This is a genomic window from Paenibacillus sp. NPDC055715 (assembly GCF_053617595.1).
This window is the reverse complement of record NZ_JBSHGA010000002.1, coordinates 475,087-492,445: the sequence shown is the minus strand read 5'-3', so window position 1 is coordinate 492,445 and position 17,359 is coordinate 475,087. Positions and strand designations below refer to the sequence as shown.

The 17,359-nt window shown below is 50.3% G+C and carries 13 protein-coding genes and 2 pseudogenes; 1 reads left to right on the top strand and 14 read right to left on the bottom strand.

Features of this window, described 5'->3' with window-relative positions; translation table 11 throughout:
* Positions 1-27: 27 nt before the first annotated feature.
* The 3 genes from ACWGOO_RS06710 to ACWGOO_RS06700 all read right to left on the bottom strand — a co-directional run bounded on the left by ACWGOO_RS06710 (position 28) and on the right by ACWGOO_RS06700 (position 4,148).
* Complete coding sequence (locus tag ACWGOO_RS06710) at positions 28-207, bottom strand: hypothetical protein (RefSeq protein ID WP_452482058.1); 180 nt, start codon at positions 205-207, stop codon at positions 28-30.
* 186 nt (positions 208-393) lie between these two features.
* Entirely contained in the window at positions 394-1,227 is an 834-nt protein-coding gene (dapF, locus tag ACWGOO_RS06705) for a diaminopimelate epimerase (RefSeq protein WP_452481988.1), read from the bottom strand.
* Between the two features lie 122 nt (positions 1,228-1,349).
* A complete protein-coding gene (locus tag ACWGOO_RS06700; RefSeq protein WP_452482052.1) occupies positions 1,350-4,148 on the bottom strand; it encodes a calcium-translocating P-type ATPase, SERCA-type in 2,799 nt (932 codons plus the stop codon).
* A gap of 228 nt (positions 4,149-4,376) precedes the next feature.
* Between ACWGOO_RS06700 and ACWGOO_RS06695 the strand changes: the two genes are divergently transcribed.
* Positions 4,377-6,122 (top strand): Rqc2 family fibronectin-binding protein, encoded by a 1,746-nt coding sequence (locus ACWGOO_RS06695; RefSeq protein WP_452481987.1) that lies wholly within the window; start codon positions 4,377-4,379, stop codon positions 6,120-6,122.
* 206 nt (positions 6,123-6,328) lie between these two features.
* Here ACWGOO_RS06695 and ACWGOO_RS06690 read toward each other — a convergent pair whose 3' ends face one another.
* The 11 genes and pseudogenes from ACWGOO_RS06690 to ACWGOO_RS06640 all read right to left on the bottom strand — a co-directional run bounded on the left by ACWGOO_RS06690 (position 6,329) and on the right by ACWGOO_RS06640 (position 17,305).
* Positions 6,329-7,198: a PHP domain-containing protein gene (locus ACWGOO_RS06690; protein ID WP_452481986.1), complete on the bottom strand. Its 870-nt coding sequence runs from the start codon at positions 7,196-7,198 to the stop codon at positions 6,329-6,331.
* Positions 7,198-8,106, bottom strand: a pseudogene (locus ACWGOO_RS06685) (LysR family transcriptional regulator). The gene ACWGOO_RS06690 and the pseudogene ACWGOO_RS06685 overlap by 1 nt, the downstream one beginning before the upstream one ends.
* A 316-nt stretch (positions 8,107-8,422) precedes the next feature.
* Positions 8,423-8,860, bottom strand: coding sequence for a hypothetical protein (locus tag ACWGOO_RS06680; protein ID WP_452481985.1), 438 nt, complete (start codon positions 8,858-8,860; stop codon positions 8,423-8,425).
* Between the two features lie 197 nt (positions 8,861-9,057).
* Entirely contained in the window at positions 9,058-9,270 is a 213-nt protein-coding gene (locus ACWGOO_RS06675; RefSeq protein ID WP_452481984.1) for a hypothetical protein, read from the bottom strand.
* Positions 9,271-9,557: 287 nt separating this feature from the next.
* Positions 9,558-10,462, bottom strand: a pseudogene (locus tag ACWGOO_RS06670) (reverse transcriptase domain-containing protein).
* Between the two features lie 214 nt (positions 10,463-10,676).
* Positions 10,677-10,937 carry a YlbG family protein gene (locus ACWGOO_RS06665; protein WP_452482051.1) on the bottom strand — a complete coding sequence of 87 codons (261 nt, stop codon included), beginning with the start codon at positions 10,935-10,937 and terminating at the stop codon, positions 10,677-10,679.
* 39 nt (positions 10,938-10,976) lie between these two features.
* The gene (locus tag ACWGOO_RS06660; protein WP_452481983.1) at positions 10,977-11,417 is read right to left on the bottom strand and encodes a YlbF family regulator; all 441 of its coding nucleotides are present in this window, start codon (positions 11,415-11,417) and stop codon (positions 10,977-10,979) included.
* A gap of 104 nt (positions 11,418-11,521) precedes the next feature.
* On the bottom strand, positions 11,522-13,600 hold the full coding sequence (locus ACWGOO_RS06655; protein ID WP_452481982.1) for a helicase-associated domain-containing protein: 2,079 nt from the start codon (positions 13,598-13,600) through the stop codon (positions 11,522-11,524).
* Between the two features lie 7 nt (positions 13,601-13,607).
* Complete coding sequence (locus tag ACWGOO_RS06650) at positions 13,608-15,431, bottom strand: DNA repair helicase XPB (protein WP_452481981.1); 1,824 nt, start codon at positions 15,429-15,431, stop codon at positions 13,608-13,610.
* A gap of 149 nt (positions 15,432-15,580) precedes the next feature.
* Positions 15,581-16,009, bottom strand: a complete 429-nt coding sequence (locus ACWGOO_RS06645; RefSeq protein ID WP_452481980.1) for a CBS domain-containing protein — start codon at positions 16,007-16,009, stop codon at positions 15,581-15,583.
* A 90-nt stretch (positions 16,010-16,099) separates the two neighbouring features.
* The gene (locus tag ACWGOO_RS06640) at positions 16,100-17,305 is read right to left on the bottom strand and encodes a M20 metallopeptidase family protein (protein ID WP_452481979.1); all 1,206 of its coding nucleotides are present in this window, start codon (positions 17,303-17,305) and stop codon (positions 16,100-16,102) included.
* Between the last annotated feature and the right edge of the window lie 54 nt (positions 17,306-17,359).

Genomic DNA, 17,359 nt, shown 5'->3' with positions numbered 1-17,359 from the left:
CATCCATTATACTATTGTAATTGATTATTATAGTCGAAACAAGGGGGCCCGCACGCAGCTGGATTTTTGCCATACATAAGAAGTCAGCTCCGCCGTCATTTCATAGAACATAAATGGAGTCATTAAATAGATACCGTTAAAATGCTTCATCGCCGTAGTCGTGAACCGTCTGGAAAAGGCAGTACAAGAACTCATCGGTACAACCATGAACGGCCTCCTTATCGTTTTCTCATTTTCTATATTATACATGGTTCATACGTCAAAAAAAGACAGAATGTTGCTTCACTCTCCGTATTTCTTCATTTCACACGAAAAAAGGCAAAAAAAAGACCCGCTAAGGTCTTCATCACGCTTACCTCTATCATTCTGTATCACACGCTGTATTCGCTAATTTCAGGACAAACGGCCGTCGTACACAACCTCAGCCGGACCTGTCATATATACATGATTGTCATTCTCGTTCCATTCGATATCCAGATCGCCGCCCTTTAGGCTGACCATCGCGCGGCGGTCACTGTATCCGTTCAGTACAGACGCCACAAGCGTAGCACAGGCTCCGGTTCCGCATGCCAACGTAGGCCCGGCTCCCCGCTCCCATACTCTCATGTCAATTTGTCCACGGCTTCGTACCGTAGCGAACTCAACATTTGTTTTTTTAGGGAACAGCGGGTGGCATTCCAGCTTCGGTCCCCACGCTTCCAGATCAAAGTCAGGTGCATCCTCAACATAAATGACACAGTGTGGATTGCCCATGGATACAGCTGTAAAACGAAAGCCGCTGCCTCCAGCTTCGATGGACTGGTTGATGACACTAGCCAGATCCAGCATGGTGGGAATTTTCAAGCCATCCAGAATCGGTTCTCCCATATCGACCTTCACTTGACGTACAAGTCCGTCCATTACAGTCAATTCGACCTGCTGCACACCTGCACCCAGCGTCTCAATCGTGATCTGCTCACGGCTGATATGCTTGCGGTCATACACATATTTGGATGCACAACGGATGGCATTTCCGCATTGCTCAGCCTCCGAACCGTCTGAATTGATGATGCGCATGCAGAAATCCGCTTTTTCAGATGGCAATATATATACCAGACCGTCAGCGCCGACACCAAAATGTCGGTCACACAGCCGAACAGCCAATTCCGAAGCGTCAGAAGGCAATTCTTGATGCCCAAACCAAACGATAAAATCATTACCCAATCCGTGCATTTTTGTGAATTCCATAGCTTTCCCCCGCCGTTGCTGATAATCTCGTGCTCCTTATGAAGCTTGGATTCCATGATAGCATACAGGACAAAAAGGGAAAAGTGATGCATGTATGTCTGTACCCGAGTAGAGCCGGAAGCTTAAGCCGAAAACTTCGTACATCCCGGAGTGAAGCGGGTATGTCCGCCACGACGATGGTTGCGTCTGCCGCCCCATACGCTTCCCGCCCCCATCAGGAAGGTCGGAATACCAGCAGCGACAATGGAAAGCGCCCATTCGCGGAAACTAAGCGGCACCGTTTTGAAAATAGGTTGCAGCACAGGTACGTACATAACCACCAGCATCAGCACCAATGAAGACAGCACGGCAAGTACGAGATAACTATTTTGAAACGGATTACGGTGGAAAATAGAACGGGAACTGCGGCAATCGAACACATGAATGAGCTGTGCCAGCACCAACGTGGCGAAGGCGACCGACTGTGCCTTGACCAGTTGTCCTGCGTCATTAGGCGCGATACGCAGCGTCAGCCAGAAAGCCGCAAGCGTACATAAGCCGATCAGCAGGCCCCGACTAATGATTTTCCAGCCGAGACGACGGGCAAAAATATTTTCCTTCGCGCCGCGTGGCTTGTGCTCCATGAGATCCTTTTCCGGCTGATCCACACCCAGAGCCATCGCCGGAAGCCCGTCGGTCACCAGATTTACCCATAAAATCTGAATCGGAAGTAACGGCAACGGCAGACCGGCCATCATCGCGAAAAACATCGTCAAAATTTCACCAACATTGGAAGCAAGCAGATAACGGATAAATTTACGAATATTTTCGTAAATGTTCCGTCCTTCTTCGATTGCCGCTACAATCGTCGAGAAATTATCGTCGCTGAGCACGAGTGCAGCCGCTTCTTTGGTCACGTCCGTTCCTGTGATGCCCATCGCAATACCGATATCCGACGCCTTGATCGCTGGCGCGTCATTCACGCCATCTCCGGTCATGGCTACGACATGCCCACGTCTTTGCAACGATTTGACAATCCGCAGCTTATGCTCCGGGGACACCCGTGCATACACGGAGACAATGTCAACTGCTTTGTCCAGCGCCGCATCATCCATCACAGACAGCTGCTGTCCGGTCAACACATGCGAGCCGCGCTGAAAAATACCTAGTTGCTGCGCAATGGCCTCGGCCGTTGTACCGTGATCGCCCGTAATCATCACGGTGCGGATACCCGCACGTCGGCACTTGCCAATAGCTTCGCGGGCCTCGCGGCGCGGCGGATCAATCATGCCTGTGAGGCCGATGAAGATGAGCTGATTCTCAGCCTCTTCCACCGAGACGACACGCTCATGCGAGCGGATATCCCGGTAAGCCACACCGAGTACACGCAGTGCCTCCGAGGCCATTCCTTCGTTGGCTGCCAGCATCTTTTGGCGCAGCGTGCCCGTCAGTGGAACGACATTTCCTTCCCATAAAATGTAGGAGCACTGACCCAACAGCACATCCGGCGCGCCTTTGGCAAAGACGATGTGCCCTCCCTGATGCTGTACAAGTACAGACATCCGTTTCCGCTCCGAGTCAAAAGGAAATTCGCGTTCCCGTGTATACAGCTCATACAGCCCTTGGCGCGTAACCCCACCCTTGGCGGCTAACGTGACAAGCGCTCCCTCCGTCGGGTCGCCTTTCAGCTCCCAAACAGCGGACGGCGTCGGCTCCTTGGTTTTCTTTTTCGAGCGCAGCTCATCCGTGTCGGCTTGAACAATTTCAGCGTTGTTGCATAGCACGCTGGCTTGTAGCAGTCTGCGAAGTGATTGTCCGTTTTTGAGATCCGCAGGAGTATCCCTATCCATAATATGTCCGTGCGGGTCATAGCCCTCTCCCGTTACTCCCCAGAAGCGACCGTCCACCCATAGCTTGGTGACCGTCATTTTGTTTTGGGTCAGCGTACCGGTTTTGTCAGAGCAAATGACAGATGCACATCCGAGCGTTTCAACTGAAGGGAGCTTACGCACAATCGCCTTGCGTTTGATCATACGCTGTACGCCCAAGGCGAGCGCAATCGTCACAATGGCAGGCAAGCCTTCCGGTATAGCCGCTACAGCCAAGCTCACCCCGGCCAGGAACATACTCATCGCTGGCTGTCCATGCATGATACCTGCTACGACGACAAGCACCGTTAACGCCAGTGCTACGATGATCAGAATTTTGCCCAGTTGCTCCAGTCTGTGCTGCAACGGGGTCTCCTGAGACTCCGTATTTTGGATCAAGTCTGCGATTTTGCCCATTTCCGTATTCATACCTGTACGAATAACGACCCCCTGAGCTGTACCTCTGGTCATCATGGTGCCCATAAAGCCGATGTTCTTTTGATCTCCCAGCGGTACCTCAGCGGCATGAATAGGGCGGCAATGCTTGCTCACTGGAACGGATTCGCCAGTCAGAGCGGATTCCTCCACATCGCAGCCGTTCGTGCTCAGCCATCTTATATCTGCGGGAATACGATCGCCGCTTTCCAATAGCACGATATCACCCGGCACCAGCTCTCTGGCCTGAATCTGAATCCGTTTGTCTCCCCGCAGTACTTTAGCGGTCGGAGCGGACAGCTGCTTCAAAGCTCGAAGCGAACGTTCCGCTCTAGCCTCCTGCACAAAACCAAGAATTCCATTCAGCACAACAATAGCAATAATGGTGATCGCATCCAGATATTCGCCGAGCAGGCCGGATATCAGTGTGGCTCCCATTAGTACGAGCATCATAAAATCCTTGAACTGGTTCAGCAGCAGCAGGATCGGTGAGACACGCTTCCCCTCGCTCAGCTCATTCCATCCTGACCTTTCTCTTCTTTCCGCAAGCTGTTCCTCCGAAAGACCCTGCTTCGGGTCGACTTCCAGGCTTGTTGAAAGCTGTTCATTGCTTAATTGGTGCCAATGTGCTTGTTCCATTCTCCCCAATTCCCTCCCGGTCAGATAGTCCGTTTCCGTCGGTAGTGCGTAGGATGGCTGCCCGTTATTGCGTGTTTGTGCCACGAATGCTGATAAGCTGGACAGACTTTCTAGATTCAATCTATTCGGACAGGACCTGAAATATCACACTGTCGCTTAAGTTTTTTCCCAAAGTTATGTATCATAGAAGGAAGGCAAAAATATTTGCTTCAAAGGAGAACAGACATTATGGCATTGGACGGAATCGTAACCCGCGCTATTGTACACGAGCTGCAAAGCATCCGGGGCGGGCGCATCAATAAAATACATCAGCCGAACGATCACGATATCTTACTGAATCTGCGGGCTCAAGGTGGGAGCGTCAAGCTGCTGCTGTCGGCCAACCCGACATTCCCGCGTGTACATTTTACAGAACAAAGCTTTCTCAATCCGACGGAGGCCCCTATGTTCTGTATGCTGCTTCGCAAGCACTGCGAAGGTGGTATCATCGAGAAAATTACCCAGGTGGGCATGGAGCGCATTATCCACATGGATGTGCGTCAGCGCGATGAGCTGGGGGATATTTCACTCAAGCGGATGATCATCGAGCTAATGGGCAGGCACAGCAACATTATTTTGCTTGACCCGGAAACAGGCGTTATGCTGGACGGCATCCATCATGTCACACCGTCCATCAGCAGCTATCGGGTCATCATGCCCGGCTTTCAATATACGGAGCCTCCTGAACAAAATAAGCTGAATCCGCTGGAAACGGAAGAAACGGCTTTTGCCTCCTCCTATCAGACAGCTATCGAAGCCGAAGAAGCTCCCAAACGCTGGATCGTGAACACCTTTACTGGACTGAGTCCCCTCATTGCCGAGGAGATGCTGACCCGAGTTTCCAACGAAGCACCTGCTGACGATTATCGTCCGCTGTGGAATACATTCAGTCACATCATGGACGACGTGCGGAATCATCGTTTTCAGCCGGTATCCGGTCTGAACGCACAGGAAAAAATGATATTTTCAGCCATTCCCCTTACATTGATTCAAGGAGAGCGCAAAGAATACACTACAATCAGTGAGTGTATGGAGGACTTTTTTGGTGAAAAAGCAGAACGGGATACGGTCAAGCAAAAGGTCAGCGACCTGCTGCGTTTCCTGCAAAACGAACGGAGTAAAAACGTAAAAAAACTCGACCATCTGCATCAGGATTTAGCTGAGGCGGAGGATGCCGATCAATTTCGCATTTATGGGGAACTGCTGTTCGCTTCGTTGCATGAAGTGAAGAAGGGCGACAAGAAAGTGACGCTCACCAACTTTTATGATGAAGAACAGCGTCTGATGACCATCTCGCTGGACCCGTTGCTGGGCCCATCAGATAATGCGCAACGGTACTTCAAAAAGTACAATAAATATAAAAACAGCCTGGCTGTCATTGATGAACAACTGGAGAAAACATACGAAGAAATTCGGTATATGGACAATCTCCTACAGCAACTGGCTCATGCCTCCATGAACGATATCGAGGAAATACGTGAAGAACTGGTTCAGCAAGGCTATCTCCGAGACCGGGTCAAAAAAGGGAAGAAAAAGAAGAAAACGGATCGTCCAACCTTACATGTATATACGTCATCCGAAGGCATCGAGCTTCTGGTCGGCAAAAACAACTTGCAGAACGAATATGTGACGAACCGACTGGCCGGGCCTAATGACACGTGGCTGCATACAAAGGATATTCCGGGGTCACACGTCGTTATTCGCGCCGAGCAATTCGGAGACACAACGCTGGAGGAAGCAGCTCAGCTCGCTGCCTATTTCAGCCAGGCCAAACAGTCCAGCAGCGTGCCCGTAGACGCCACCTTGATCCGTCATGTGCGCAAGCCTAGCGGAGCCAAGCCCGGCTTTGTTATCTACGATCATCAACGAACGCTCTTCATCACACCCGATGAGGGTCTGGTCAAAAAACTGCCCAATCGCATCAAAAACGGCTGAGCCGCACTAGCATAATCTTGTAAACAAGTATTCATTCAGGAACGCCCGCCGCAAAACACAGCATAGCGGACAAGTCCCATGAATCGACCCAAAGCCCCTTTTCTTGTGGCTGCACACTTCACATGTGCAGTCACAGAGCAAGGGGCTATTTGTGTTTCCTATATGTGCAATTAGCGGCTCATCTTTGCGTAAAAGCCCTGTACTCGTTACTTTTGTCTAACAGCAGCCTTTCTCAATTCCTCCACGACCTGACTCTCCACACTGCGGTTGCCCAGATCACCGTGAAAAATAACGCCTTGGCGCGCACCATGAAAATCCGAGCCACCAGTCGGGATCAGCCCGTAGTGTGCCGCCATCGCGGCGTATCGGCACTCAGCCGCATCATCATGGTCTGAATGTCGCACCTCCAAGCCCGCAGGCTTCGCCTTCTCTACAATGGAGCGAACCAACTCATCATTGCCATACAATCCGGGGTGAGCCACCACTGGTGCCCCTCCTGCTTCCCGAATCCAGCTTATGGCCTCCGCAGGCTCCACTCGGGGCACAGACACATAACCGGGCGCTCCCTCTGCCAAATAACGATCAAACGCATCCCTCATATCCTTCGCATAGCCTTTTTGCACCAGCGTATCCGCCATATGCGGGCGTCCAATGCTTTCATCCGGCGCCAGCGGTCTGCCCATCGTAGCTATCACTTCATCCAGCGTGATTTTCACACCCAGACTACGCAGCCGACTCAAAATCAGATCATTGCGGGTATCCCGCGCCTGACGCAACTTTTCCAACCGTTCCAAAAAAACTCCATTACGATAATCCATAAAATAACCGAGTATATGAATGTCCTTACCGCCTGCCCGTGTGCTAATTTCCACACCCGGCACTACTGTAATGCCCAATCGTCGTCCTTCCTCAAGAGCTTCCTCCAGCCCAGCTACCGTATCGTGATCCGTGATTGCAACCCCTGCCAATCCTTTTTCCTTGGCCCAACGCACATTGTCCGCTGGTGGCTGCATTCCGTCAGATGCCTGAGTGTGAGTGTGCAAATCGTATCGTCCCGAATTCGTATGCTCCTCCATTACGCATTCTCCTCCTCTTTCATCTCTGCAAGCTCGTCTACCGTATCTCTGGACACGTCCGTTCCCTGATCATGACGACGCAAGAATGACAAAAAGGTCACTACAGGTATCGGCAACAACGCTGATTTCAGATGGATGGCATAAAACTCGCGTTTGAAGGTGATATCGGAAATATTTACAATTCTCAACAATCCCAGCGCAACCTCATGCTTCACCGAAGAAGGCGATAGCATCGTAATGCCCAATCCAGCCTCCACCGCCGATTTGACCGCCCCAGTGCTGCCCAACTCCATAACGATGGAAAGTCGGGACGCATCAACACCACGGCTTTTCAACTCATCCTCTATCACCTGCCTTGTACCTGACCCGTTCTCTCTTGCTACAAAAGGATACTTAAACACGTCCTCCAGAACTACCTTTTTGGCCTTGGCCAGTACATGCCCCGAAGGAACAATCAGTTTCAGCTCATCCTGCATCACGGGTTCCAACACGATATCCGGGTGCTGAATCGGTGCCTCAATTAGCCCCAAATTCAACTGATGCTTTAAAATATCATCCATAATTTGAGTCGTATTCATTACGTTCATCGCCATACGTATATGAGGGTACTCCCGACCAAACGGCCCCAACATTCTCTGCACAATGTACTCGCCAATCGTAAGACTTGCGCCAATATGTAATCTCCCCTCCAGCATGCTTTTTTTGCAAAAGGTAGCAGTGTCGCTCCTGCCTCCGACAGCTCGATTTTTTTGGTGGATCGATGTAGTAGCTTTGTACCAAAATAATCTTCCAAAGATTGAATTTGCATCGTCACGGCAGGTTGCGTCATATGCAGCGCTTGCGCCGCTGCCGAGGAAGCTCCCCCGCTCCGCTATCGTATAAAAAATATGCAGCTGATGAAAGTTCATACTGACAGCCCCCTCCCCTCTCTGATCTCCTTATTTTAACATAAGAAAAACACCTATCGAAATATCCCCAACAAAACAGACCTAAATTAGGGGTTTTTATTATAGATTTTATAAATGAGCATTTTGCATAAATCCCAAGAACAATTTCAAATCAGCAATATATAGATCAAAACAGTCTAGTTTGTCTATATATTGTATTTTTAAGCGTTGGAAATCGAATTATGCAAAATGCTGAAATAAAAAAAGTATGCAGCTGATTCCTGCATACTTCTACTACATAAGATACTTGACGATATCCCTTCCGCCAAACCAACGTCTATTTCCGCTTGCGGGTGCTCTTCATCAGTGTCATACGCCGCGAATGGCGCAACCAGGAATAGTATGACTTCAAATCCCGTAGTTCAATGGTCTCTGACATCCGGCCCAAAAAGGTAATCACAATCATTTTGTGGAGCGGGTTACCCGCAATATCCATTTCGCCAGGCAACTCACCAAACTCGGCCACGACGACCAGGTCACCATCAATTAAATATACATCCTCTTCGTTGTGATAATAGGACTCCATCCTGTTTTGCTTCAGGCATTCCCAAAGCCAGACGGCGATATGATTCATTTCGGACTGTCTCTGTTCTATACGGTCTAAGTAGCGTGTTTTCGCATGATTTGTAATCACAATATCGGCGACCTTCTTGTCGCCCATATCTACGTAGAACGGTTCGTATGTACTCCATCGCTGCATTGCCTTGTCACGCACGGGATCACTCTCCCCACCAGATAGGTCTTTATATCTATCAATATATTCATATGTTACCTCAACAGACCCGGGACTACAAGTTACAAAATTGAAGTTTATCGCTTATTTTTTAAAGATTATTTAGGCCTATAAGCATTAAGACTATTATGTAAAAGTCCTGACTTATCGAGAAGGAGGAAGCGGTAAACCCAATGTTGTCAGGTTAAGCGTTTAGCTCGAACTAGTTCGTCGTTCAGCATCGTAAACGCGGTGGGAGAAAGTTTTTGTCTGGCTTTGGAGAAGAATTGTTTCGTGTATGTGGTTTTTGCTGCCTCTTCTGGCATGAATCTCCCTCGAAACTCGTCCAACTCTAACTGCGTTGTTTTTTGAACCATACGAAGGATGAGCAGCAGCAGCGGAATAAACCCCATCTTTCGATTTCGTTTAAAATCGTTCTCGGTTGCTTCGCACTTTCTTTGAATTCATCGCTTCTCATCTTCTTAAACACACGGGATATCGTAGTGGATTTGTTTTTTTCACACCGGTTCATCCATGTCTATCGTTTACCTCTACTATACCAATTTCTACTAACCTGACAACATTGCGGTAACCCCCCGTCCTCTCACACCACCGTACATGCGGGTCCGCATACGACGGTTCCAGAAGGTTAACCAAGCTCCAAATCACGTGAAAGCAAACTTTTCAGCCCTTTCTCTTTTCAATAGGAAGTAGGAAGGGCATTATGGGTATTCTGGGACATTTCCCATGCGCCTCGCCTCGAGTTAGCCATCTTGAAACATGCCCGCTCTGGAACCCCAAGTGCCCGGAGTTCACGGATTCGTGTGCGAACTCGTTTCCATTGCTTCCACGGGCACATTCGTAGTCTTCTATGAATCCACTGGTCCAGTTTTTGGAGATGCGTCTTCACCGAGGCTAGATGGAAATAACCGAGCCAACCCAACAGATAGCGGTTCAATCGGCGTATCCGTTCTTCCATGGAAATGGACCCTGTTCGGTTGGCCAAAAGCGAACTGAGCGGACCGCCTTGTGGTGTTCCTTCCCAGCTGCGCTCCAGCTTTCCGTCCACCATGACTCCGGCGTTCAGATAGCACGAATCAGCATCAGCACTCTTTTATCTGTCACTTTCCGCGCCACCCTTGCCATCAACATGTCATGATTCATCTGGTCAAAGAACTTTTCCAGATCTAGATCCACGACCCAGCGAAGTCCACTTTGGATATATCTTTGCGCTTGTTTCACCGCGTCATGTACACTTTTCCCCGGGCGAAAGCCGCAGCTATACCAAGAAAATGGCGCGTCAAAGATCGGGTTTATCCCTTGTAAAAGCGCCTGCTGGAGAAATCGGTCCATTACGGTCGGGATGCCTAAAAGCCGTACACCGCCTCCGGGTTTGGCCATTTCCACTCGTTTGTATGCGAGCCTGAGGTTATCTCCTTCGAGCATTCGTTCCAGCACGTTGTTCTGGTCTTCGCGAGAGGAAGGGGCGACTTGTGCCGACGAAGAACTCGGCGCTCCAGCATACCCTGACGGCTTCACCGCCTCTCTTTGCTGGTAGCTCTCTTGCGAGATATTCGGCTGTCTTTGCTCTTCATGCGAACGCATCAGTTTCCTCTCTCCTTTCGGTTCAGCCCTTCCCTAAGTTGTTGAAACACCTCACGGTGGACACCCTTGCCCTTGGCTAACGGTAGGCGCTCGCCAGCCCCCGTTGAGGACTTTCACCCTAGAGATGACGCCCATGCTGGGCGTACTAACAAAAAAAGCCAGCCCAAAGGCCGACTTTTTTGAAAAAAATTTGAAATTCACACCAAATTAAAGATTATATTTCAAACTCTTTTATTTTTTCCTTATCGTCGTTATACTCCGTCCTTATCTCATTTCGGAAGGAGCGTTCGACCTTTCGCACATAGGAAAGCCTGCGAATATTTTTAACGGTATCCTCTGCCCGATCCGCATTCATGTAAATGACAACATAATGCATACGCCTCGAAATATAGTGGACATTCCCGTATTTCTCCAAATTGCGGGCAGCCTTGATATCGCTTACCCAAATGATGTACCCTGTCCGCTCGGCAAACATTCGCTTCATCTCCCCTCCATTCGATATCATCCCTATGGCCTATCCGCAGGAGCACTTGCCTCCGCTACCGCAGCCACCCTTTTTCACATTCGGATCATTGCTTGGCACCTTAATGGTGTCGGATACAGAATAAGCAATCATTTCAGACATGGCATGAAGCATATCATCCAACGCTCTCTCTGCCCGTTTGAACTCCTGAACCTCCTGAAATTGTTCAAGTTCCAGTTCAATGACCTGTACTGCATCCTTCGCTTCATGAAAGTTTGGGTGAAAATGTCCAAAGCGTTCCGTTTCCGCGAACAGCTCCTTTTTGGCATCCAGCTTGCGTACACACGCCTGAATCGACGGATTCAATTCCACACGCTGTTTCCAATATAAATAATCCGATACCTCAAAGGACCGGTTGACCATATCGCCCAATTCATAGGCGTTAATAAGCACTTCTGCCATATTGACCGTATTCAATTCGGCTACGCTCATGAATGTTCATCTCACTTTATATAAAGTTCTACTGGTAGTAGACTCATTTATCATACCACATCCTTCTTTTGAGAAGAAGGAGTTTCATGCACATCCTGGCTCTTCTATGTAAAAGGAACCAGCAGGCGCATGTCCGACCATTCCCCTGACTGTAAAGTCGTGCGGGACAACGTTTCACCGTCCATTCCGGTAGCATACCAACCAGTCACACTCCATGGCTCGCCAGGAGCCACCGCTTCCGGTATCCATTTGACCTCTTTTTCACCGATTCGCAGTCCTACCGCCGCTTGCCAGCGAATCGCCTGTTCCATGAGTTGCCGGGCGGTGGATGCATGATAGCTTCTCCATTCCTTCGTCCATGACGCGGGTACTGACGATTTCTCTGGAAAATAATCGGATGGGTCAGGTAGCGTATGCTCGCGTTCATAAAAATGCAACGTTCTCCCCGTGTAAACCAAACCTGCCCTGCCCTCTTGTGAAAACATCGTCCATTCCTGAATGGAGTTTGCCACCGCTTCGCCAGCCGTTTCGCCATTCGTCGTTTCTGTATCATTCACACCGAATGGACTGTTGGAGCTATCCGGACAGATTCCCTCCGTTTCCGCAACGAGCGGATAACGGTGAACCGACTCGTCCATCCCCTCCAGCTCCCGGCGCGGATTTAGCCCAATTGTAGCAAGTGTCCTGCGGATTTGGGCAGCCGAATGTGCCGGAATAATAAAGTCCCTTTCGCCGATCCGTTCAAGCAATCCATCCAGCCCGGGGTGACGTGCAGCAGTGTCTGCGTCTTCTCGGGTACCACAGCGCAAAAGTGTTACCGTTGCAAACGCTGTCCGTCCCACATCCCCTGCCCACTGCTCCACTGCCACGCGTACATGGTCAGGCACGCCTGTACGGCTATACTTATCCAGAAGTGCAGGAATGGCTTTAGCCTCCATCCCCAGCTCGATCGCCTCTGTAACACTTTCTCGGGTGATCCGGTATACCGCCATCCGGTCCCCCGTCATACGTTCACAGAAGCATCCCAGCTTCCAGCGCACATCATAAGCTACATCCGGCGGCACCAATATTTCAAAATCCGGCTGTACATAAAAGGTACCTTGCTCCTGAACCGCATCCTTCTCATCATCGGAACGAAGCATATTCAGCGCTGGTACGTTCCAGCGAAAACACAGTTCTCCCGACGCGGTCAGACCCCAATCACCCATTCCAAAGGCGGTCAGCGCTATCACCCATCCCCTAACTACATCCATATATGGTCCGTTAAGGTTGAAATTAGGTGCCGTGTTCTCCTCAATCATTACTTTATTTTCATTTATAGTATAAAATTCCAGGTAATTATCGCTTTTACGGTCCAATCCGCTCAGACTCTCCCGCGAAATCAGTCCCGTCTGAGTCATCCATTGGAGCAACGGCCCGATATGAATCCAGCCTTCCGGTCCCGCATGATCGGAGGCAACGCACAGCATATAACGAAAATGCTGCATAGACGCTTCGGCCTTTCCATATCTTTCCATGAGTGTGACAAGAATATGCTTGCGCATTTGCCAAGTGGACAAGCGAATCCACACTGCCAGTCCGGCTTCCTGAATATGAAAAGAAGCAGCTTCTTTCACCAGCAAGCCCAGGCTGAGCAGCAAGTCCATCATCACCACCGTTTGCACCGGATACAGCTCAGCGTGCGCATATTGTAGCCCCAGACCAGTCAAATCTTCCGGATGAAAGGGAGTTAGCTCATTTAGCTTTTGCAGCGACCGTTTATGAATGGTCCCTTTCGCTGTCAAAGGAACTCCCTGCACGGCAATTCGGGACAACGCATGTAGCAGCTCCGCTTCCAGTCCCGTCATGGCTTCATGCACCGTCAGCGGTTGATCCGTATCCATCGCTTTCATCGTACTTTGACTTTGCTCCAACAGCATTTCGTACAGATCCGGCAGCCGATGAACCGGAATATATAATATTCGTTCACCCCACGATTTGGTAACCGCCTCCAGCCAGCCCCGGTCGCGCAGTCCGTGCAGTGCCAGTTTCGTTTCGGCTCCACTCAGCGCTCCCCGGGTAAGACTTAATGGCTCTTCTTCCTTCATGGGCTGTCCCGCGTGCCGGATAAAGCATCGACGTAGTACTAACAGTTCATCCGATGCAAGCTCCTTCCAGCCGCCTTCCGTGTTCGTTACGCCCATTCTTTGATCACGCCTCTCTTTTCTTTCCGCCAGTTTCAGCCTCATTATTCAGGTTCCCGATAACCTCCCCCGAGCTGAATCTGCGAATCTCATATTCATAGCCCTGCTCAATCAGAAACAGCTGACGGCGGGCTGCAAAATCCGTCTCCTTACTGTTCTCCGTCACCAGCGCATAAAAATAAGCCTTATTTTCACCAGACTTCGGTCGCAAAATGCGTCCAAGCCGCTGTGCCTCCTCCTGACGGGAGCCGAAGCTGCCCGATACCTCAATAGCCACGGCCGCATCTGGCAAATCCACAGCAAAGTTCGCCACCTTGGACACCAGCAGGGTCCGAATTGTAGCGTTGCGGAACGCATCGAACCACCGCACCCGTTCAGTCTGGCTCATAGACCCGGTTATCAACGGCACGCTCAGCTCCTGCGCCAATGTGCGCAATTGATCCAAATATTGCCCGATAATAAGCGTGGGCATACCCTTATGCTGTTGCATCAGGCTGCGCACCGCTTCCAGCTTGGCCGGATTTTCGGCGGCAATCCGGTACTGCTGCCTGCCTTCAGCACGCATACTGCGCTCCAGAAGCGCAGCCGACATGGGAAGCCGCAGCTCCACACAATCGACCTGGGCAATCCATCCCTGCCGCTCCAGCTCCTTCCACGGCATGTCGTACCGCTTCGGTCCGATCAAGGAGAACACATCCCGCTCACACCCGTCCTCCCGAACCAACGTCGCGGTCAATCCCAAACGACGGGTGGCCTGAATATCCGCCGTTGCTCGAAATACCGGCGCGGGCAGCAAATGCACCTCATCATATACAATTAGCCCCCATTTCCGTTCGCTCAGCAGCTTCATATGCTCAAATTCTCCATCTTTGGTACGGCGATGCGTCAAAATCTGGTAGGTTGCCGCCGTAATCGGACGTACTTCCTTTTTCTGTCCACTGTATTCTCCAATGGAATCAACAGGAATATCCGTCTTTAGCTTCAATTCCTCAATCCATTGCCGAACAGATGTGGTATTGGAGGTTAAAATAAGCACCTCGCACTGAAGACGCTCCATCACCGCCATACCGATCACGGTTTTTCCCGCTCCACATGGAAGCACCAGCACACCGCTGCCACCCAGACCGTCAGCCCCCTCAAACGCATCAGCCGCCTCCACTTGATAATCACGAAGCTTCAGCTCCGTTGGTCCCTGACCTAGAGAAAAACGAAGCTGATTCCCCTCAAGATAGCCTGCCGTATCCATAACCGGAAATCCAAGTCGGGTCAGTTCCTGCTTGAGCAGTCCCCGATTTTCTGGCGGAACCGACACGGTCACTTCACTTTCACGAAGTAAACCAAGCTGCTCAAGATCCTGCTTGAGCAGTAGTTCATCCAGTAAAGCCGGGCTGTTCGCCGTCAGGATCAAATGGTCGACCGCTGTATCCCTGTGAGTTGTATCCGTCTCCATGCCTATAGTTACATCTTGCTCTATACTGTTCAGATCAGCAGTATCCGGGCTGTAACGCCCCTCTTTTTCTGCTCTCGCCCGTGACAGCGTCAACGTCCCGTAACGGGAGACGAGCTGTTCAATATCCTTTAACAAATCACGGGGAATATCCCAACGGGACATGGAATGTAGACTATTTTGAACATCCGCGGCACTCCACCCAAGGGCAGCCGCATTCCACAGAGACAATGGAGTGATGTGATATGTATGAAAAGCGGAAGGGCTTTTAACCAGCTCCGCATAGACCTGCAACTGTGAACGTGCATACTCCGAAGCGGGCAGGCCGATTTCCAGCAAAACGGTAAAATCGCGTTGTACAATACAAGGGTGATCCGGATTCATAATTACCTCCCGTCAATCTATAACGCATCATCTTAAAGTCTATATAACAAACAGTTTGTCCGTTTATTCGCAGATCAATCGGAATAGCAAGGAGTCCAACCCGTACGGGTTGAACTCCTTGTCATTCAGGTCTATCCTTGCTTTTTTACCTAGTGGACCTGCTCGGAAATATGGCTAAGCGCCTCTCCAGCGTTGTCTGCAAAAATATTACGTACGGCCAGATCGCCAATCGAAACAATCCCAATCAAACGATCCCCTTCCGTTACGGGCAGACGGCGGATTTGCTGCTCCGCCATCAGCTCGGCTGCTTGATCCACCGACATGTCGGCTTGAGCTGTACGGATACCTGTTGTCATCACTGCGTCGACCGAACTAGAGCCTGAATGCTTGCCCGCATAACCGCGAACGACAAGGTCACGGTCTGTTACCACACCGATAAGCTTGCCACTGCCTTCGCTCTCCACAACAGGGATAAAACCAGTGTCATTATCCTTCATTTTGAGCGCAATTTCATAAATATTGTCTTGCGGAGTAACCGTTACACATTTTTCAGTCATAACTTCCTGAACCTTTTTCATGGGCACTCCCTCCTTTTCAAAAGTAGGGTACCCCATTCCATTTTGCTTATACGCCGAATCAGCTCATTCAGATTCAGCTCACGTTAGCTGTTAGCGGCTGGAATTTTCTGTTTTTCGCTCCGCAGCATATCCGATAGACATGGCAATAAACAAGCGAACCGCCTTAATCATCGCATCCTCGTCAAAATCAAACTTAGGATGATGATGCGGATAAATCGCTCCTTTAGCAGGGTTTCCTGCTCCCACGAACATGAAGCAACCCGGTACACGTTCCAAATAATAAGCAAAATCTTCGGCAGGCATCAGCTTCGACGCTTCCTGAACTTTTCCCTCACTGAAAACGGGTCCTGCTTCCGTAAAGAAACGCGAAGCTTCGTGCGCATCATTTACAACAGGCGGGTATCCCATAATATAGCGGATATTGGCTGTTGTTCCGTAAGTTGCCGCTGTAAGCTCCGTAACCGCATGCAGCCGATCCTTCATAACTGTCCGGGTTTCCTCGTCAAAGGTACGGATCGTCCCACTCAGGCGGCATGTTTCCGCAATCACATTTTGCGCAGCCCCCCCTTGAATCGTTCCCACCGTCAGTACAGCAGGCCGCAAAGGGTCCACTGAACGGCTCACGATGCTTTGCAGCTGCATAACAAGAGCTGAACCCGCTACCACACTATCATGGGTGGACTGAGGCATACCACCATGACCACCCTTACCCGTAATTTCTATATAAAAATCGTCCGCCGCCGCCATCAAAGGTCCTGCGCAACTCGCAGCCGTCCCGACCGGAAACGGTGTCCACAGATGGATGCCGTAAATAACGTCCACTCCTTCCAGCACACCATCCTTTAGTACATTGACTGCGCCGCCGGGCAACAATTCCTCCGCAGGCTGGAACAACAACCGTATTTCTCCTTCCAGCTCATCCCGATGCAGACTGAAATAGTAAGCCGTTCCGAGCAAAACGGACGTATGCCCGTCATGTCCGCAAGCATGCATGGCTCCGTCTACGCTGGAACGATATTCGCATTCTTTCTCATCCTGAATGGGAAGAGCATCCATATCGGCGCGCAGCATCACAACAGGCCCGGGCTTGGAACCACGAATGGTACCGACAACACCGTGCCCCCCTACATGACGGCGAACCTCAATACCCCAGCTCTCCAGCTTGTCCGCAACAAAGGCTGCTGTTTTGCTTTCCTGAAAAGAAATTTCGGGATTTTTATGTAAATATCTGCGCCACTCCACCATGTGGTCTTGTAGCTGGTCAAACCAGGTCTTATCTATCGTGTGTTGTGTCAAATTACTCCACCTCTCCTTTTAAAACACCGGGCAGCTTCCCGATAAATCTTGCAG